We start from the raw sequence: 14,867 nt of genomic DNA on the forward strand, positions 1-14,867 counted from the left end.
CTACAGATAAAGGAACGCCTATGAACCTGGTTGACTGGCAGCAGCGATTTGAGCACTGGATACTGACGCACCACGCCCGGGAGGATGCGGCGCACGATCTGTCCCATTTTCGTCGCGTCTGGGCCACCGCCACCCGGCTGGCCGCCGGGGAGGAGGAGGTCGACGGACTGGTGCTTCTCACGGCCTGCTATTTTCATGACATTGTCAGTCTGCCTAAAAATCATCCGGAGCGAAGCCGCTCCTCGATGATGGCGGCCGAGAAAACCCTGGCTATTTTGCAGTCGTCGTTTGCCGATTTTCCCGCAGACCGGTATGCGGTGGTCAGCCACGCTATTGAGGCGCACAGCTTCAGCGCGGCGATCCCGCCGCGCACGCTGGAGGCGAAAATCGTCCAGGACGCCGACCGTCTCGAGTCGCTGGGGGCGATAGGTCTGGCGCGGGTCTTCGCCGTCGCCGGCGCCCTGAACACCATTCTGTTTGATGCCGATGATCCTTTCGCCGACCGGCGAGCGCTGGATGACAGAAAATATGCCCTCGACCATTTCCAGTGCAAGCTCCTGCGCCTGCCGGAAACCATGCAGACCGCCGGAGGAAGGGCTATGGCGCAGCATAATGCGCGCTTCCTCGTCGAGTTTATGGCCAAGATCAGCGCGGAGCTGAAGGGGGAACCCCTGGCGCTGGATGAGGCGGTTTTACGCCGCTTTGCACCGCAGCCGTCAACCGACCAGTGATTTATGGTACTCTCTGCAAAAATCGTCCGCGCTGGTTGAGGATATGCCACAAAAGTTAAGCAAGGAAAACAGGTCGTTGTCATTGACGGAACAGGCCGGTGAAGAGGCTCAGGCGCTGCTGCGCCAGCTGATGACGATCTACGATGTAAAAACGCTGGTCGCCGAACTGGTGAGCGTCGGGGAGCAGCACTGGAGCGCGGCGATCCTCAAGCGCGTGGCGGCCCTCAGCCGCGCGGCAGCGCGTTTGCGTCCGCAGGAGGTCGCTCATCTGGCGACGCTGCTGCCGTCGCCGCCGGCCCATCATCCGCACTATGGATTCCGTTTTGTCGATCTGTTTGCCGGTATCGGCGGGATCCGCAGCGGTTTTGAAGCTATCGGCGGGCAGTGCGTCTTTACCAGCGAGTGGAACAAGCATGCGGTGCGCACCTATAAGGCCAACTGGTATTGTGATCCGCAGCAACACCGTTTCAATGAAGATATTCGCGATATCACCCTCAGCCATCGCCCCGACGTTAGCGATGACGAGGCGGCGCAGCATATCCGCGAGACTATCCCGCAGCATGATGTGCTGCTGGCCGGCTTTCCCTGCCAGCCTTTCTCACTCGCCGGCGTGTCGAAAAAAAATGCCATGGGTCGCGCCCACGGCTTTGCCTGCGAAACCCAGGGGACGCTGTTTTTTGATGTGGTGAGAATTATCGCCGCCCGTCAGCCGGCGATCTTTGTGCTGGAGAATGTCAAAAATCTCAAAAGCCACGATCAGGGGCGGACCTTCCGCATCATCATGCAGACGCTGGATGAGCTGGGGTATGAGGTCGCTGACGCCGGGCATAGCGGGCCGGACGATCCGAAGGTGATCGACGGGCGCCATTTCTTACCGCAGCACCGGGAGCGCATCGTGCTGGTGGGCTTCCGTCGCGATCTGCAGCTGCACGAGGGGTTTACGCTGCGCGATATCGCGGCGCTATACCCGACGGTTCGGCCAACATTTGGCGAGCTGCTGGAGCCGACGGTGGATGCCAAATTTGTCCTCACGCCGGTACTGTGGAAATATCTTTATCGATATGCCCGCAAGCATCAGGCGCGGGGCAATGGCTTTGGTTATGGCCTGGTGGACCCCGCCAATCCCCACAGCGTGGCCCGGACGCTCTCCGCCCGCTACTATAAAGATGGCGCCGAAATTCTCGTCGATCGCGGCTGGGACCGGCCGCTGGGCGAGACGCATTTTGACGATCCGCAGAATCAACAGCGGCGTCCTCGTCGGCTGACGCCGCGGGAGTGCGCCCGGTTGATGGGTTTCGAATCGCCTCAGGGGGCGCGTTTCCGCATCCCGGTGTCGGATACCCAGGCCTATCGTCAGTTCGGCAACTCGGTGGTGGTTCCGGTCTTCGCCGCGGTGGCGAAGCTCCTGGCCCCGCGCATCGCTCAGGCGGTGGCGCGTCGCGAAGCGGGTGATAACGATGGCGGATGTTCACGATAAAGCCACGCGCAGTAAAAATATGCGGGCTATCGCCACGCGCGATACGGCGATCGAGAAGCGGATAGCGGCGCTGTTGACTCAGGCGGGATTCACCTTTGTTGCCCAGGAGCGCGAGCTGCCGGGACGCCCTGATTTCGCTTTACCCGATTACCGTTGCGTCATCTTTACCCACGGCTGTTTCTGGCATCACCATGACTGTTACCTGTTTAAGGTGCCGGCCACCCGGACCGCGTTCTGGCTGGACAAGATCGCCGGCAACGTGGCGCGCGATGCCCGTGACCGGCGAAAGCTGGCCGAGCAGGGCTGGCGGGTGCTTATCGTCTGGGAATGCGCCCTGCGCGGTCGGCTGAAGCTGAATGACGAGGCGCTCACCGAGCGTCTGGAAGAGTGGATCTGCAGCGCCGGACACGATGCGCAGATCGACACCCAGGGTATCCGCGAACTGGCGCTTATTTCGACGCCTTACAAGGGGTAGCTTCGCTGCGAACCGGGAAAAGGTATTTCCCCAGCGTCACCAGCACGACGGCAAAAATAATCACCGCCAGCGCCAGCCACTCGATCAGGGACAGGCTTTCGCCACCGAATCCGGTACCAAGCAGAACTGCCACCACCGGGTTGACATAGGCGTAGCTGGTGGCCACCGCCGGGGTGACATTGCGGATCAAAAACATATAGGCGTTGATGGCAATCAGCGAGCCAAAGATAGCCAGGTAGGCCACAGCGGCGATCCCGGACCACGACGGAACACCGGTTAAGGTTTCGCCGCTTAGCCATGACGCGGCCAGCAGGACGATCCCGGCGGCGAGCATCTCGATTGCCCCCGCCATCATGCCGGTCGGCAGCTCAATCCGCGAGCCGTAAACCGAGCCGAAGGCCCAGCTCAGGGAGCCAATCAGGATCAGCAGCGCGCCCCAGGGGTTGCCGTTCAGGTTGCCTCCGCTGTTAAGCATCACAATACCCGCGAGGCCAATGGCAATCCCCAGCCATTCCAGTTTACGAGTGGCGATGCCGAAAAAGCGGCTGAAGCACAGGGTGAACAGCGGAACGGTGGCGACCATGACCGCGGCGATCCCGGAGGGAACGTGCTGATGTTCGGCCAGGGTGACAAAGCCGTTGCCGACGGCCAGCAGCAAAACCCCGATCAGCGCGGCGTTAAGCAACGGTCCGCGGGCCGGCAGTTTATGGCCGGTGGCCAACAGCCATCCCAGCAGCAGCACGCCGGCAGAGAGAAAGCGAATTCCGGCCATCATCAGCGGCGGCCAGCTGGCGACGCCGACGGCGATGGCGAAATAGGTAGAGCCCCAAATGATATACAGCGCAAACAGCGCCCCGATAAGCGGTAACAGCTGACGGGTAGACATACTTCCTCACGACGGTGCAGAGATAGAAAGGGGACATATAGTAAACGTGAAAACTATCCTGCTGGCGAGCGCTTAATTTGCGCCAGGTTGTTAAATTTATATTGACTAATTGTACCTTGGGCAGCGGCCGTTTTTTAACGCATACTCGAGGGAGACATTGATGAAAAGAGAAGGAAAATCATTTTGGCAGGAAGTAGTCTTTTAACATTACTCGATGATATCGCCACGCTGCTGGACGATATTTCCATGATGGGCAAGCTGGCGGCGAAAAAAACGGCGGGGGTGCTGGGCGACGATCTCTCCCTCAACGCCCAACAGGTGACCGGCGTGCGGGCAAATCGTGAGCTGCCTGTGGTCTGGGGCGTGGCGAAAGGGTCGTTCGTCAATAAAATCATCCTCGTGCCGCTGGCCCTGCTAATCAGCGCCTTCATTCCCTGGGCGATTACGCCGCTGCTGATGTTGGGCGGCGCGTTTCTCTGTTTTGAAGGGGTGGAAAAGGTGCTCCACAGCCTGGAAGCGCGTAAGCACAAAGAGGACCCAGCGCAACGGCAGCAGCGTCTTCAGGCGCTGGCGGATCGTGATCCGCTGGCCTTTGAGCGTGACAAAGTCAAAGGGGCGATCCGCACCGACTTTATTTTGTCCGCGGAAATTGTCGCCATCACCCTCGGCATTGTCGCGGAAGCGCCGCTGCTGAATCAGATCCTCATTCTGTCGGGGATCGCGATTCTGGTCACCGTCGGGGTCTATGGCCTGGTGGGGGTGATCGTCAAACTGGATGACATGGGCTACTGGCTGGCGGAGAAACGCAGTACCCTGGCGCAGTGGCTGGGCAAAGGGTTATTGACCGTGGCGCCCTGGCTGATGAAAGTGCTCTCTATCGTCGGAACGCTGGCCATGTTCCTCGTGGGCGGCGGGATTGTGGTTCACGGTATTGCGCCGCTACACCATGCCATTGAGCACTGGAGCGCGGGGCTGGGCGGCATGTTGGCCGCCTTGCTGCCGATGGTGGCTAATCTGGTGCTGGGTTTTATCATCGGCGCGGTGGTGCTGGCGGGCGTCAAGGCGGTCAGTCGCCTGCGTGGCGCGGTGAAGTAGTCAGGTGCGGCGCCGCATGACGGCGCCGCGTGGTCTACGCTAAAAGCGCCTCCGGTATCGACAGAGACCGGGCGTGCTGACGACGTCAGATTTGCGCAACGTACTGCGAGAGAAAGATGGAAAAGCCACTACGGTTGAAGTTGAAAAAACTCTACCACCTGACTCGCCCGGCGCATGTGGTTAACATTTGTTTTATCGTGGTGCTGTTTTTCTCCACGCTGCTGATCTGGCGCGAAATCAATGTCCTGGAAGAGGCCTACGTGGCGAACCAGCGCAATAATCTGGCTAACGTCGCGCATGAAATGGATGGCCTGCTGCAGTTCAACATCGACAGGATGATGTTTTTTCGCCACGGTATGCAGTCCGCGCTTGAACGCCCGCTCGACGTCGATGTGTTGCACGAAGCCAGCCAGCGCTATCTGAGCCAACGCCACCAGGAGACCTGGCGGGTGGCGCTCCCCAACCGCCGGACGCTGCCGGTGTTTGGCGTCTCGGAGGGCGTCGTCAGGGATCACCCGCTGCTCTTGCCGGACGATCCGCTGGTGGTCAATGAACTGATGGCGACGCTGGAGCTGGGTTATCTGTTAAACCTGACGCAGCATGACCGCGATTTTGCCGAGCGGATGCAATATATCTCCCGCAGCGGTTTTTTTACCTCGACCCTGCCGCTGCGCGATGAGTCGCAGGTGAAGACCTACTATTCGCGCGCCATCAGCGCCCTCTGGTTTACCCGGCAGACCCAGCGGAACAATCCGCACCGCGGCGTTATCTGGCAAACCTTTCCTGACGATGACCCGCAGCTGGAAGAGCAGGTGGTCACCGCCTCGATACCGCTGGATTTTGCCGGTTACTGGCGCGGCGTGCTGGCGATGGATTTCTCAGTCAGCGAAATAAAAGCATTTTTAATCAGCGCGATGCAGGGCGGGCAGGAGGGGGAATATCAGCTTTACGACAGCCATCTTAGCCTGCTGGCCTCTTCTGCGCCGGGGAATGTCCTGACGCTGCTGTCGCCGCGCGAACAGGAACTGCTCAGCCGCGCGTTTGCCCATGATAATCAGGGCGGTCTGCGTCTGCTGACGCGCTATATCAGCTGGGCCAAACTGCGCAATTTTGATGGCGTGCTGCTGCGGATCCATACTCTGCGGGAAGGCGTACGCGGCAACTTTGGCACCATCACCATCGCCCTGACCCTGATGTGGATCCTCTTCACCTTAATGCTGCTGCTCTCCTGGCTGGTGATCCGCCGTATGGTCCGCAATATGAGCGTTCTCCAGACCTCCCTGGAGTGGCAGGCCTGGCACGATGCCTTAACCCGCCTGCTCAATCGCGGGGCGCTGTTTGAGAAGGCGATGGCGGTAGCCAGCGACTGCCAGCGCAGCGGACGACCGCTGGCGGTCATCCAGCTCGATTTGGATCACTTTAAGGGCATTAACGATCGCTATGGCCATCAGGCGGGTGACAGAGTGCTGTCGATGGTGGCCAGTACGCTTGCCGGCACCGTCCGGGACGGTGATTTGCTGGGCCGCGTGGGCGGAGAGGAGTTTTGTGTCGTGCTGCCGAATACCACGCTGCAGGAAGCGGCGGCGGTAGCGGAGCGGCTACGCCTGCGTATTCATGGCCGGGAGGTCTTTTTGCATAACAACGTGACGCTGCGGGTCAGCGCGTCGTTAGGGGTGAGCGGCAGCGAAGAGCGAGGGGAGTATCACTTTGAAGCTCTGCAGTCGGTCGCCGATGGTCGACTGTATCTGGCCAAGCAAAATGGCCGCAACCAGGTCTGGTATCGCAGCGAAGCGTGAGCAAAACGTTTCGCCCGAATCAGGCAAAATGAGATTTTTCTTAAAGTGTTCGACGGGGATCGCGCTATCGAATGAAACCGGTTTGCGGCTAAGCCTTATCGCATCAGCCCTGCAGCCCTTTCTGCTGCGAAGCGCCAACTTTCTCAATATTTTGCGCCATGAATATCGCTTGTCATGCAAAATAATTGAGGATAATGTTTCAACGCATCGGATTTCCCGGTGTAACGAATTTTCAAGTGCTTCTTGCATTAGCAAGTTTGATCCCGACTCCTGCGAGTCGGGATTTTTTTCGCCCATCGCTAGCGGTTGGCTTCACTGGCGCTGAAATCATGAATATCGAGTTCAAATGCCTCCGCCAGTTCACGCCAGGTATGCGCCCCGCGGCCATCGATACTGGCGCGCTGTGGGTCATCGAGGATGCGATGGACTTCGCTTTCGCTGATCTCATTAATCGCCGCCAGCAGAGCATCAACGTTGACATCAACGTCGTTCCCGGTCTGGTCTGTCAATCGGTTCTTCATCATTACCCCCCCTCGCTGAGCGTCGCTCAAGCCTCTTTAAGTATAGTCGGTCTAAAAAAACGCCAGTCACTGCCCGCGACGCTGCGAGCGGCGTGGTTTTGTTCTACACTGGCTGGAAATAGAGAGGAGATGGATTATGCAGGTGAACGATCGTGTCACGGTGAAGACCGACGGTGGCCCACGTCGATCGGGCGTAGTGCTGGCAATTGAGTCGTTTAGTGAAGGGACGATGTATCTGGTTTCGCTGGAAGACTATCCCCTGGGGATCTGGTTTTTCAATGAAATAGGGCACCCGGATGGGATCTTCGTGGAAAAAGAAATCTCGTAAAACCGAACTGGCGGGACCACCGCCAGTTTGTTTCAGCGTAGATTCACCTGAATACCGCTGGTAATGTTTTCGGTCAGCCGAACGATGTGGTAAATCACCTGCTTATTATGCGTCTGTATTTTCTTTTTAATATTGCCTTTATGCGATGATACCGTTTTCGCTTTGATGTTCATTTGCGTTGAAATTTGCGAAGTACCATGCCCGGCCATCCACATTTGCAGCATATTTGATTCTGTTTTGCTCAGCGACAACGTCGGTAAATTTAACTGCCCCAGACTCGTGTTCTTGTATTTAAGATAATTAACCAGAATGACATCAAGGTCTTTTGGAGTGATCGATTTTGAGCTGATTAGCAGGTTCTTACGCACCCGTAGATAGCGGTCAAAATGGATGTTCGCCAGCGACATAAAAATCACAAACAACGTCGCCGGATTTTGCGTGATGATCTGGCGAATAATGCCATTACTTTCATCATCATGCACAAAGCAATCTTCATTCAGAAACACCACCGCCGGGCAACATGACGCACAATGCCTGTGCAGATCCTCAGCGCAGTTGACCTCAACGATTTCCTGTTTTTTAATTCCCCGACTGGTCAGATATCCCGTTAGTCCCAACCGGGTATAACTGCACAAATCCATAATCATCGTTGACATGACCCATCCTCAATCAACACGTAACGATATACACTTCACACTGGCTGTGCGAAGCAGTCCTTGCAGGCGGTGATAATAGTAGGTTTAAGAAAGAACCCATTAGTTCCATTAAACTATTCCGCATCTCTGTATATAATTTGCCAGGAAAACTCTTAAAGTAAAGTCAAGAACCGGTAGTGTGAGCGAATTAAAAACAAAAAGTGCCCGCGGATGCTATGGTTAGGCCCCAAAGATTCTTTTACTTTCAGAATTTCCTTATTTCAAATGAAGGCTGCGATGCCTGGCCGTGTTTTGCCCGACTTCTCCGCCTGCGGCGGGGGTGGAAGGCTTAACGCTTTAATGCCACAATACTTTTTTATCAGCTTGTGGGATGAATGATGAAACAGTTAGTTTTTGCTGGCATGGTGCTGGCGCTGGCCGGATGCGTGCAGGTTGATCGTTACGAAGACGTTGTTAAAGCGCCAGCGCCGGCAGGCCTGGACGGCTACTGGCAGACGAAAGGGCCGCAGAGTGAGATGATGAGTCCGGACGCCATCGCCAGCCTGATCGTCACCAAAGAAGGGGACACCTTCGACTGCCGCCAGTGGCAGCGTGTGATCGCCCAGCCGGGGAAACTGATGAACCGCGATAGCGATATCTACAACGTGACCGCTTCCCTGGATATCTACCCGATCGAGCGCGAGGGCAATACCCTTTCCTACGATCGTATGACGTTGACCCGCGTTGAACGTCTCACCCCGGAGTGCGAGAAGGCGTGGGCTAAAGCGCGTGCGGCCGCTCTGGTCAGCGAGCCGACCACCGCGCGCTAAGGTTCCGGCGGGCCACTGCTGGCCCGTCCGGCGTCAGATGACTACAGCACCGCTTCCAGCACCCACACGCTGACGCTTCCCCCGTTACAGGTAAAGGTTGCGCAGCCTTCGTCGTCGGTTTCGACAATCTCTTCCCGGTTGCCCAGGAAATCCCGCCAGCGTTTGTTGCCATAGTTCTCGCCCAGCGTCAGGGTCTTTTCTCCCTCATCACCATTGGACATCACCACCACGCAGCCGGGATCCTCGTCGGTGCCGCTGCGGCTGAAGGCAATGCAGTTGGGGTGATCGAACCAGAGAGTCTGCACGCCGTGGGCAAAGCGCTGACGGGCGTCGATCAGTTCGTGTAGCTGCTCGATGACGGGCATTTCTATGGCGTAGGTTTGTCCGTCGCCGCCGGTATCTTCATAGGAAGCGCCGAAGAGATCGGCATAGAAGACCGAGGGCACGCCATTTTCACGCAACAGGATCAGCGCATAGGCCAGCGGTTTAAACCATGGCTCAACCGGCGCCTCGAGCGCCTGCAGCGGCTGGGTATCATGGTTGGTGACCAGGGTGACGGCATGGAAGGGGTCGGCTTCCACCAGCGTCCCGCTGAAAATCTGGCTCATGTCGTAATCGCGCCCCTGGCGGGACGCTTCATGAAATTTCATCTGCAGCGGGGCATCGAACAGCATCGTCTTGCCCTCGACGAGGTCGATATACTGCTGGAGCTTTTCCACTTCATGGGACCAGTATTCCGCGACAATAAACAGCGGCTGCGGGGCCACCTCCTGAACATGTTCGATCCACGCTTTGTAAAACCAGGCGGGGATATGCTTCACGGCGTCAAGACGAAAACCGTCGCAGCCGGTCTGCTCCATCACCCAGCGCGCCCAGTATTTGATCTCTTCGGTGACGGCGTGATTACGAAAATCGATATTAGCGCCCATCAGGTAGTCGAAGTTGCCAAGCTCATCATCGACCTGCTCATTCCAGCCTTCGCCGGTGTAGTCGTTGACGATTTTAAATACACCGTCTTCCGTCGGATTCTCGATGTGGTCAATGCCGCTAAAACACTTGTAGTCCCAGACAAACTGCGAATACTGCCCGGCGCGCACCGGGAAGGTATAGCGAGTCCATGCCTCGCACTCTATGATCGTCTCGTCAATTTGCGTGCGATCCTGCTCATCGACGCGCTGCACGCGCAAGGCCTCTTTTTCATCGGCGCCCATTTTATGGTTCACCACCACGTCCAGCAGCACGGCGATGTCGTGCTCCTTCAGGGCGTTAACCGCCGCCAGCAGCTGGGTTTTATCGCCATATTTGGTGGCGACAGAACCTTTTTGATCAAACTCGCCGAGGTCGAAGAGATCGTAGGTGTCATAGCCGACGGAATAACCGCCCGAGGCGCCTTTGTAGGCGGGTGGCAACCAGACCATATTGATGCCGATTTCGTTAAGACTGGGGGCCAGCGCTTCGACTTCACGCCACAGTTCGCCGCCGGCGGGGTAGTACCAGTGAAAACATTGCAACAAGGTGGGGTTTTTCATCTTCCATGCTCCAGACGTCAACAGGCTGACCTTTGCAGTATGGGAGATATCCCGCAAAACGGGTGAGGAAAGCCCTGAATTTCGCTATACCCTAAAGCGGATCATATATAATAAATTTGCATAAGATGTAGCGTAACGATGTTGGTGTCGGGCCGTTAAGCGCCTTACACTACAGGAAAATCCTAATCTTTGGGGTATCTATGAAATTAGCACTTCTGGGTCGTCAGGCGCTGATGGGCGCAATGGCCGTTGTTTTGATGACTGGCGTTAGCGTGAAAACTTTTGCGGCGGAAAACCTGCTCAATCAGATTAAAGAGCGCGGCACGCTGCGCGTGGGCCTCGAAGGCACCTATCCTCCCTTTAGCTTCCAGGGTGATGACGGCAAGCTGACCGGCTTTGAAGTGGAGTTCGCCAACGAGCTGGCGAAACATCTGGGCGTGAAGGCCGACCTCAAACCGACCAAGTGGGACGGTATGCTGGCCTCGCTGGACTCCAAACGCATTGACGTGGTGATTAACCAGGTCACTATCTCCGATGAGCGTAAGAAGAAATACGATTTCTCTACCCCGTACACGATCTCCGGTGTGCAGGCGCTGGTGAAGAAAGGCAACGAAGGCGCGATTAAATCCGCGGCGGATCTGAAAGGCAAGAAAGTGGGCGTCGGGCTGGGCACTAACTATGAAGAGTGGCTGCGTCAGAACGTCCAGGGCGTGGATGTCCGCACCTATGACGACGACCCGACCAAATACCAGGATCTACGCGTAGGCCGTATTGACGCCATTCTGGTTGACCGTCTGGCGGCGCTGGATCTGGTGAAGAAAACCAACAATACGCTGGCGGTCACCGGCGAAGCGTTCTCCCGTCAGGAAGCTGGCGTTGCGCTGCGTAAAGGCAACGATGACCTGCTGAAAGCGGTAGATGGCGCGATTGCGGATATGCAAAAAGATGGCAGCCTGAAGGCGCTGTCCGAGAAATGGTTTGGCGCTGACGTGACAAAATAACGGCCAGCGGTGAAAAAAGGCGCTCCTGGAAGCGCCTTTTTTTATTTAGCGCGTAACTGTGTGCATAATGAAGCATAACTGAGTCAGGAGGGGCCATGTCACTGCAAAATTTAACCCGCTTTCCGCGTCTGGAACTGATCGGCGCGCCGACGCCGCTGGAGTATCTTCCGCGTCTGTCCGATCACCTCGGGCGCGAAATTTTTATCAAACGTGATGATACGACGCCGCTGGCGATGGGGGGCAACAAACTGCGTAAGCTGGAGTTTCTCGCCGCCGATGCGCTGCGCGAAGGGGCGGATACGTTAATCACCGCCGGCGCGATCCAGTCTAACCATGTGCGCCAGACGGCGGCGGTCGCCGCCAAACTGGGCCTGCACTGCGTAGCGCTGCTGGAAAATCCCATCGGCACCCGGGCGGAGAACTATCTGAGCAATGGCAACCGCCTGCTGCTGGATCTGTTTAATACCCAGATTGAGATGTGCGATGCCCTGACCGATCCCGCTGCCCAGCTCGACGAGCTGGCGACCCGTATCGAAGCGCAGGGGTACCGCCCGTATGTCATTCCGGTCGGCGGCTCTAACGCCCTTGGGGCGCTAGGCTATGTGGAAAGCGCGCTGGAAATCGCCCAGCAGTGCGAAGACGCAGTGGAGATTTCGTCGGTGGTGGTCGCCTCCGGGAGCGCCGGCACTCATGCCGGACTGGCAGTCGGCCTTGAACAGCTGATGCCGCAGGCGGAACTGATCGGGGTGACGGTGTCGCGCGCTGTTGCCGACCAGCTGCCGAAAGTGGTGGCGCTGCAGCAGGCCGTGGCCAACAGCCTTGAGCTGCAGGCGAAAGCCGACATCATTCTGTGGGATGATTACTTTGCACCGGGCTACGGGACGCCAAACGAGGAAGGGATGGCCGCCGTGAAGCTGCTGGCGCAACTGGAAGGTATTTTGCTTGACCCGGTCTATACCGGCAAAGCGATGGCCGGACTTATCGATGGCATTACGCAGAAGCGCTTTAAGGATGAAGGGCCGATTTTGTTCGTCCACACCGGCGGAGCGCCGGCGCTGTTTGCCTATCATCCTCACGTCTAATATAGAAACCACAGCATGCAAGAAAGTATCCAACTGGTCATCGATTCCGCGCCTTTTCTGCTGAAAGGCGCCGTCTTTACGCTGCAGCTGAGCATTGGCGGGATGTTTTTCGGCCTGGTGCTGGGCTTTATCCTGGCGCTGATGCGCATGTCGCCCCTCTGGCCGGTAAAATGGCTGGCGCGCATGTATATCTCCATTTTTCGCGGGACACCGCTTATCGCCCAGCTGTTCATGATCTACTACGGTTTGCCGCAGTTTGGCATTGAACTTGACCCGATCCCGGCGGCGATGATCGGCCTGTCGCTGAACACGGCGGCCTACGCGGCGGAAACCCTGCGCGCGGCCATCGCCTCGATTGACAAAGGGCAATGGGAAGCGGCGGCCAGTATCGGTATGACCCCGTGGCAGACAATGCGTCGGGCTATTTTACCCCAGGCGGCGCGGGTCGCTTTGCCGCCGCTCTCTAACAGTTTTATCAGCCTGGTAAAAGATACCTCGCTGGCGGCGACGATCCAGGTGCCGGAGCTGTTCCGTCAGGCGCAGCTTATCACCTCGCGTACGCTGGAGGTCTTCACCATGTATCTGGCAGCCTCTCTGATCTACTGGGTGATGGCGACGGTACTCTCCTCGCTGCAGAACTATTTTGAAAACCAGCTGAACCGCCAGGAGCGTGATCCGAAATGAGTGCGATTGAAGTAAAAAGCCTGGTGAAAAAATTCCATGGCCAGACGGTGCTCCACGGTATCGACCTGGAGGTGCAGGAAGGCGAAGTGGTGGCGATCATCGGTCCCAGCGGCTCGGGGAAGACTACCCTGCTGCGCAGCATTAATCTGCTGGAGCAACCGGAGAGCGGCACTATCCGCGTCGGCGATGTGACGATCGACGCCGGTCGCAGCCTCGGGCCGCAAAAAGGGCTTATTCGGCGGCTGCGCCAGCATGTGGGTTTTGTCTTCCAGAACTTTAACCTGTTTCCCCACCGGACGGTGCTGGAGAACATTATTGAAGGGCCGGTCATCGTAAAAGGCGAAGACAAGCAGGAGTCGATGGCGCGGGCGCGCGATCTGCTGGCGAAGGTAGGCCTCAGCGGCAAAGAGAACAGCTATCCGCGCCGCCTCTCCGGCGGTCAGCAGCAGCGGGTCGCCATTGCTCGCGCGCTGGCCATGCGTCCGGACGTGATCCTGTTTGATGAACCGACCTCGGCCCTTGATCCTGAGCTGGTAGGGGAGGTGCTCAATACCATCCGCCAGCTGGCGCAGGAGAAACGCACCATGGTTATCGTGACCCATGAAATGAGCTTCGCTCGCGACGTTGCCGATCGGGCGATTTTTATGGATCAGGGACGCATCGTTGAACAAGGCGAGGCCAAAGCGCTGTTCGCCTCGCCTCAGCAGCCGCGTACCCGCCAGTTCCTCGAAAAATTCCTGATGCAGTAGAGCAGGCGCTGGCGCGGCGGCGCTCCTTCGCGAGGGCCGCCGCGTTCAGCCCGCTTCCACGCCGGGGGAACGCCCCATCATCACGTTTTCGTGCTATTGACTCCCCTGGCCGTATACACCGCTTCCCATCCCCCCGTGTAGGGTGTAGAAAATGAAGGGAGGGCCTTAGTTTCAGCGCAGCGAGCGGAAAAAAGGCAAGCCTTCAGGCTAATAAATGCGACAGCTACGATATTTTATACATATAAATAAGATTTATGTGTTAGTTTTCTGTATTTATAATAATGATTATCAATCAGGAGTTATTTGCACAGCTATGAGGGACAATGATTTTTTCAGCTGGCGGCGGGATATGCTGCATCAATTTCAGTCCATGGCCGCCGGTGAGGAGGTTTATAATCTCCTGCAACGAGAAACAGAAACGCTGGAATATGATTACTACACGCTTTGTGTGCGTCACCCGGTGCCTTTCACTCGCCCCCGCGTCACGTTTCAGTCGACCTATCCCCGCGCATGGATGTCTCATTACCAGGCAGAGAATTATTTCACGATAGATCCCGTGTTACGCCCGGAGAATTTTATGCGTGGCCATCTGCCATGGGAAGATGGGCTGTTTCGCGATGCGCAGGCATTATGGGACGGGGCGCGCGACCATGGTTTGCAAAAAGGGGTGACACAGTGTCTGACGTTGCCGAATCATGCTCAGGGTTTTCTCTCCGTCTCCGCGAACAACCGTTTGCCGAACGCTTATCCTGATGATGAACTGGAGCTGCGCCTGCGAACGCTGACGGAGTTGAGCCTGTTGACGCTCTTGCGTCTGGAAGATGAGATGGTGATGCCGCCGGAGATGAAGTTCAGCCGGCGCGAACTGGAGATCCTCAAATGGACCGCGGAAGGAAAGACCTCGGCGGAGGTGGCGATGATTCTCTCGATTTCGGAAAATACGGTTAATTTCCATCAGAAGAATATGCAACGGAAATTTAACGCGCCGAATAAAACGCAAATTGCCTGTTACGCCGTGGCGACAGGGCTAATCTGAATGCGCCTGCCG

The 14,867-nt window shown here is 57.2% G+C and carries 16 protein-coding genes; 12 read left to right on the top strand and 4 right to left on the bottom strand.

Translation table 11 applies throughout. The features are described from left to right. Window positions 1-20 precede the first annotated feature (20 nt). The 3 genes from LGM20_RS08815 (at window position 21) to LGM20_RS08825 (ending at window position 2,683) form a co-directional block, all read left to right on the top strand. Window positions 21-731: a phosphohydrolase gene (locus tag LGM20_RS08815; RefSeq protein WP_044524018.1), complete on the top strand. Its 711-nt coding sequence runs from the start codon at window positions 21-23 to the stop codon at window positions 729-731. 76 nt (window positions 732-807) lie between these two features. Next, on the top strand, window positions 808-2,208 hold the full coding sequence (locus tag LGM20_RS08820) for a DNA cytosine methyltransferase (protein WP_162823515.1): 1,401 nt from the start codon (window positions 808-810) through the stop codon (window positions 2,206-2,208). Beyond that, the gene (locus tag LGM20_RS08825; RefSeq protein WP_044524015.1) at window positions 2,189-2,683 is read left to right on the top strand and encodes a very short patch repair endonuclease; all 495 of its coding nucleotides are present in this window, start codon (window positions 2,189-2,191) and stop codon (window positions 2,681-2,683) included. The genes LGM20_RS08820 and LGM20_RS08825 overlap by 20 nt, the downstream gene beginning before the upstream one ends. Here LGM20_RS08825 and yedA read toward each other — a convergent pair. Then, entirely contained in the window at window positions 2,658-3,569 is a 912-nt protein-coding gene (gene yedA, locus LGM20_RS08830; protein WP_044524013.1) for a drug/metabolite exporter YedA, read from the bottom strand. The two genes, LGM20_RS08825 and yedA, sit on opposite strands and share 26 nt — an antisense overlap. Before the next feature lie 183 nt (window positions 3,570-3,752). On the opposite strand from yedA, the gene LGM20_RS08835 reads away from it, so the two are divergent. Next, entirely contained in the window at window positions 3,753-4,664 is a 912-nt protein-coding gene (locus tag LGM20_RS08835; protein WP_044524012.1) for a DUF808 domain-containing protein, read from the top strand. Window positions 4,665-4,780: 116 nt separating this feature from the next. Next, window positions 4,781-6,460 (top strand): cellulose biosynthesis regulator diguanylate cyclase DgcQ, encoded by a 1,680-nt coding sequence (gene dgcQ, locus LGM20_RS08840; RefSeq protein ID WP_023290287.1) that lies wholly within the window; start codon window positions 4,781-4,783, stop codon window positions 6,458-6,460. A gap of 299 nt (window positions 6,461-6,759) precedes the next feature. On the opposite strand, the gene yodD is transcribed toward dgcQ, so the two are convergent. Then, complete coding sequence (gene yodD / locus LGM20_RS08845) at window positions 6,760-6,981, bottom strand: YodD family peroxide/acid resistance protein (RefSeq protein ID WP_004203478.1); 222 nt, start codon at window positions 6,979-6,981, stop codon at window positions 6,760-6,762. Window positions 6,982-7,117: 136 nt separating this feature from the next. Here yodD and dsrB point away from each other — a divergent pair, with 136 nt between their 5' ends. Further along, complete coding sequence (gene dsrB, locus LGM20_RS08850; protein WP_004203477.1) at window positions 7,118-7,309, top strand: protein DsrB; 192 nt, start codon at window positions 7,118-7,120, stop codon at window positions 7,307-7,309. A gap of 32 nt (window positions 7,310-7,341) precedes the next feature. On the opposite strand, the gene rcsA is transcribed toward dsrB, so the two are convergent. Next, window positions 7,342-7,965: a transcriptional regulator RcsA gene (gene rcsA / locus LGM20_RS08855; protein WP_023290286.1), complete on the bottom strand. Its 624-nt coding sequence runs from the start codon at window positions 7,963-7,965 to the stop codon at window positions 7,342-7,344. Between the two features lie 374 nt (window positions 7,966-8,339). Here rcsA and yedD point away from each other — a divergent pair, with 374 nt between their 5' ends. Continuing rightward, the gene (yedD, locus tag LGM20_RS08860; RefSeq protein ID WP_162823516.1) at window positions 8,340-8,774 is read left to right on the top strand and encodes a lipoprotein YedD; all 435 of its coding nucleotides are present in this window, start codon (window positions 8,340-8,342) and stop codon (window positions 8,772-8,774) included. Between the two features lie 41 nt (window positions 8,775-8,815). On the opposite strand, the gene amyA is transcribed toward yedD, so the two are convergent. Next, window positions 8,816-10,303 (bottom strand): alpha-amylase, encoded by a 1,488-nt coding sequence (gene amyA / locus LGM20_RS08865; protein ID WP_044524008.1) that lies wholly within the window; start codon window positions 10,301-10,303, stop codon window positions 8,816-8,818. A gap of 200 nt (window positions 10,304-10,503) precedes the next feature. Between amyA and tcyJ the strand changes: the two genes are divergently transcribed. The 5 genes from tcyJ (at window position 10,504) to sdiA (ending at window position 14,855) form a co-directional block, all read left to right on the top strand. After that, window positions 10,504-11,304: a cystine ABC transporter substrate-binding protein gene (tcyJ, locus tag LGM20_RS08870; RefSeq protein WP_044524006.1), complete on the top strand. Its 801-nt coding sequence runs from the start codon at window positions 10,504-10,506 to the stop codon at window positions 11,302-11,304. Between the two features lie 95 nt (window positions 11,305-11,399). After that, the gene (dcyD, locus tag LGM20_RS08875; RefSeq protein WP_044524005.1) at window positions 11,400-12,386 is read left to right on the top strand and encodes a D-cysteine desulfhydrase; all 987 of its coding nucleotides are present in this window, start codon (window positions 11,400-11,402) and stop codon (window positions 12,384-12,386) included. Window positions 12,387-12,401: 15 nt separating this feature from the next. Next, complete coding sequence (gene tcyL / locus LGM20_RS08880; RefSeq protein ID WP_008804215.1) at window positions 12,402-13,070, top strand: cystine ABC transporter permease; 669 nt, start codon at window positions 12,402-12,404, stop codon at window positions 13,068-13,070. Beyond that, complete coding sequence (tcyN, locus tag LGM20_RS08885) at window positions 13,067-13,819, top strand: L-cystine ABC transporter ATP-binding protein TcyN (RefSeq protein ID WP_004203465.1); 753 nt, start codon at window positions 13,067-13,069, stop codon at window positions 13,817-13,819. The genes tcyL and tcyN overlap by 4 nt, the downstream gene beginning before the upstream one ends. A 313-nt stretch (window positions 13,820-14,132) precedes the next feature. Next, the gene (sdiA, locus tag LGM20_RS08890; RefSeq protein WP_044524003.1) at window positions 14,133-14,855 is read left to right on the top strand and encodes a transcriptional regulator SdiA; all 723 of its coding nucleotides are present in this window, start codon (window positions 14,133-14,135) and stop codon (window positions 14,853-14,855) included. The last annotated feature ends 12 nt before the right edge of the window (window positions 14,856-14,867 follow it).

The organism is Klebsiella quasipneumoniae subsp. quasipneumoniae (assembly GCF_020525925.1).
GTDB classification, from domain to species: domain Bacteria; phylum Pseudomonadota; class Gammaproteobacteria; order Enterobacterales; family Enterobacteriaceae; genus Klebsiella; species Klebsiella quasipneumoniae.

Bases quoted from the DNA above. Each gene is read 5' to 3' on its own strand.
- LGM20_RS08815 (WP_044524018.1), top strand. From the start codon at position 21: ATGAACCTGGTTGACTGGCAGCAGCGATTTGAGCACTGGATACTGACG.
- LGM20_RS08825 (WP_044524015.1), top strand. From the start codon at position 2,189: ATGGCGGATGTTCACGATAAAGCCACGCGCAGTAAAAATATGCGGGCT.
- yedA (WP_044524013.1), bottom strand. From the start codon at position 3,569: ATGTCTACCCGTCAGCTGTTACCGCTTATCGGGGCGCTGTTTGCGCTG.
- dgcQ (WP_023290287.1), top strand. From the start codon at position 4,781: ATGGAAAAGCCACTACGGTTGAAGTTGAAAAAACTCTACCACCTGACT.
- yodD (WP_004203478.1), bottom strand. From the start codon at position 6,981: ATGAAGAACCGATTGACAGACCAGACCGGGAACGACGTTGATGTCAAC.
- dsrB (WP_004203477.1), top strand. From the start codon at position 7,118: ATGCAGGTGAACGATCGTGTCACGGTGAAGACCGACGGTGGCCCACGT.
- rcsA (WP_023290286.1), bottom strand. From the start codon at position 7,965: ATGTCAACGATGATTATGGATTTGTGCAGTTATACCCGGTTGGGACTA.
- yedD (WP_162823516.1), top strand. From the start codon at position 8,340: ATGATGAAACAGTTAGTTTTTGCTGGCATGGTGCTGGCGCTGGCCGGA.
- amyA (WP_044524008.1), bottom strand. From the start codon at position 10,303: ATGAAAAACCCCACCTTGTTGCAATGTTTTCACTGGTACTACCCCGCC.
- tcyJ (WP_044524006.1), top strand. From the start codon at position 10,504: ATGAAATTAGCACTTCTGGGTCGTCAGGCGCTGATGGGCGCAATGGCC.
- dcyD (WP_044524005.1), top strand. From the start codon at position 11,400: ATGTCACTGCAAAATTTAACCCGCTTTCCGCGTCTGGAACTGATCGGC.
- tcyL (WP_008804215.1), top strand. From the start codon at position 12,402: ATGCAAGAAAGTATCCAACTGGTCATCGATTCCGCGCCTTTTCTGCTG.
- tcyN (WP_004203465.1), top strand. From the start codon at position 13,067: ATGAGTGCGATTGAAGTAAAAAGCCTGGTGAAAAAATTCCATGGCCAG.
- sdiA (WP_044524003.1), top strand. From the start codon at position 14,133: ATGAGGGACAATGATTTTTTCAGCTGGCGGCGGGATATGCTGCATCAA.